We start from the raw sequence: 2,912 nt of genomic DNA on the forward strand, positions 1-2,912 counted from the left end.
GCACCCCCTTCCGCCCGCACGGCCGCGTCACGGCCGGGAACGCCGCGGGCCTCAACGACGGCGCGGCCGCCGTGCTGCTGGCCTCCGCCGACAGTGCCGCCGAGCTCGGCCTGCCGGTGCGCATGCGGCTGGTGGCCTACGCCTTCGCCGGCGTCGAGCCCGAGGTGATGGGCATCGGCCCGGTCCCCGCCACCGAGAAGGCCCTGCGCCAGGCGGGGCTGGACATCGGAGACATCGGCCTGTTCGAGATCAACGAGGCCTTCGCCGTGCAGGTGCTCTCCTTCCTGGACCACTTCGGCATCGCCGACGACGACGCGCGCGTCAACCGCTACGGCGGCGCCACCGCCGTCGGGCATCCCCTCGCCTCCTCCGGCGTCCGGCTGATGACCCAGCTCGCCCGCCAGTTCGAGGAGGACCCCTCGGTGCGCTACGGCATGACCACCATGTGCATCGGCCTCGGAATGGGCGCCACCGTCATCTGGGAGAACCCCCACCACGCCGACTACGGACAGGACGCAGCATGAGCTTCGAACGCTTTGAGGAACTTGCCGGGCTGGTGCCCAACGAGATCGTCACCCACTCCCTGGTGCAGGACATCGCCCTGCCCGGCGGTGCCGGCACCCTGGCGCTTATCACCCTCGACAACGGCAAGGACGCCACCAAGCCGACCACCCTGGGCCCGAACACCCTGATCGAGTTCGGACGCACCCTCGAGGGCCTCAAGGAGCGCAGCGGCCGCGGGGAGATCGCCGCGGTCGCCATCACGGGCAAGCCCTACTTTCTCGTCGCCGGCGCCGACCTCTCGACGGTGAAGTCACTGAAGGCCGAAAAGCACGGCCGGGCGATGGCCGAGCTGGGCCACGCGGCCTACGACCTGCTCGGCTCCCTCGGCGTCCCCAGCTTCGCCTTCATCAACGGGGTGGCCCTCGGCGGCGGCCTCGAGATCGCCCTGGCCGCGAATTACCGCACCGTCTCCTCCGGAGCCAACGGACTCGGCCTGCCCGAAGCGTTCATCGGCCTGGTCCCCGGCTGGGGCGGGGTGTACCGGCTGCCGCGCCTGGTCGGCCCTGCCTCCGCGGTGAAGGTGATGATCGAGAATCCGCTGAGCAACAACCGGATGCTCGACGGCTCCGCCGCCTACGGGATCGGCATCGCCGACGCGCTCTTTGAACCGGCGGACTTCCTCGAGCAGTCCCTGGCCTGGGCCGCCCGCGTCGTCGCCGGTGACCCTGCGGCGGTGCAGGCAGTGGAGGAGCGCCGTGCGGGCTTCACCGCCTACAGCGACGCGGACTGGGATGCCGCCGCCGCCGCGGGACGGGCGTTCATCCAGGCCCGCACCGGCAACGCCGCGCCGGCCCCCTCGCGGGTCCTCGACCTGTTCGAGGCGGGCAAGACGCTGACCCGTGAGCAGTCTGCCGAGGCCGAATGCATCGCGCTGGCCGAGCTCATGCAGACCCCCGAGTTCCACGCCACCGTCTACGCGTTCCTCGAGCTGGTGCAGAAGCGCGCCAAGCGGCCCGCCGGGGCGCCGGACTCGAAGCTCGCCCGCCCGGTGACGAAGGTCGGCGTCGTCGGGGCCGGCCTGATGGCCAGCCAGCTGGCGCTGCTGTTCGCCCGCCAGCTCAAGGTGCCGGTGGTCCTGACCGACATCGACCAGGCGCGCGTGGACAAGGGCGTCGCCTACGTCCACGCCGAGGTCGACAAGCTGCTGGGCAAAAAGAAGCTCTCGCAGGATGCGGCCAACCGCACCAAGGCGCTGGTCTCCGGGTCGGTCTCCAAGGAGGCCTTCGCGGACGCCGACTTCGTCATCGAGGCGGTCTTCGAGGAGATGGGCGTCAAGAAGCAGGTCTTCGCCGAGGTGGAGGCAGTCGTGTCGCCCGAGTGCATCCTCGCAACAAACACCTCCTCGCTGTCGGTCACCGACATGGCCGCCGACCTGGCCCACCCCGAGCGGGTCGTCGGGTTCCACTTCTTCAACCCCGTGGCCGCGATGCCGCTGCTGGAGATCGTGAGGGCCCCCAAGACGGACGACGCCGTGCTCGCCACCGCCTTCGCCCTGGCCAAGCAGCTGAAGAAGAACGCCGTCCTGGTCCAGGACGCCCCGGCGTTCGTCGTCAACCGGATCCTCGGGCGCATGTTCGGCGAGATCACCAAGGTGTTCGACGAGGGCACCGACGCCGAGACCGCCGACAACGCGCTGCGGCCCATGGGCCTGCCGATGACGCCGTTCCGCCTGCTGGCCCTCGTGGGGCTGCCGGTGGGCCAGCACGTCCAGGAGTCGCTGCACGCCGCCTTCGGCGACCGGTTCCATGTCTCGGCGAACCAGCAGAAGCTGATCGACGCAGGCATCAAGGGCCTGTGGATTCAGGACGAGTCGGGCCGGGAAACCGTGCCCGAGTCGACCCTGGCCCTGATGGAGCGCGGCTCTTCGCCGTCGTCGACTGAGGAGATCCTGCGGCGCACGCAGGACGCCCTCGCTGACGAGATCGGCCGGATGCTCGACGAGGGCGTCGTCGCCGCCCCGGAGGACATCGACCTGTGCGTGATCATGGGCGCCGGCTGGCCGATGCACCTCGGCGGCATCACGCCGTACCTCGACCGCACGGGCGCCTCGGAGCGGGTCCGCGGCAGGACGTTCCGCTAGTCCGCCTCGTTCACGACAAGCGCGCCACATTACGACAAACGCACCCGATAAATCGGGTGCGTTTGTCGTTTCCGGGCGGGTTCGTCGCTTTCAGGCGCCGCGGCCGCCGGAGGTGCGGAGTCCGGAGACGGACGTCGACGGACGGGCCTCATAGCGACAAAGGCACTGAACAGCGCCCAGCGCGCCAGGTAGCGACAAATGGACCCGTTATTTCCGGCCCGCTCGTCGCTATCTGGCACCGCCGTCGTCTTCAGGCCCGTTCGTCGTT

At 70.1% G+C, this 2,912-nt stretch carries 2 protein-coding genes; both read left to right on the forward strand.

Translation table 11 applies throughout. The annotated features are described in order from the left end of the window. A partial coding sequence (locus QZX79_RS09465; protein ID WP_294567881.1) for a thiolase family protein occupies positions 1-524 on the forward strand: 524 nt, incomplete at its 5' end. After that, positions 521-2,644 (forward strand): 3-hydroxyacyl-CoA dehydrogenase NAD-binding domain-containing protein, encoded by a 2,124-nt coding sequence (locus QZX79_RS09470; RefSeq protein WP_294567883.1) that lies wholly within the window; start codon positions 521-523, stop codon positions 2,642-2,644. The genes QZX79_RS09465 and QZX79_RS09470, both read left to right, overlap by 4 nt. Positions 2,645-2,912: the final 268 nt, after the last annotated feature.

Source organism: uncultured Arthrobacter sp. (genome assembly GCF_902805515.1).
GTDB lineage: Bacteria > Actinomycetota > Actinomycetes > Actinomycetales > Micrococcaceae > Arthrobacter_D.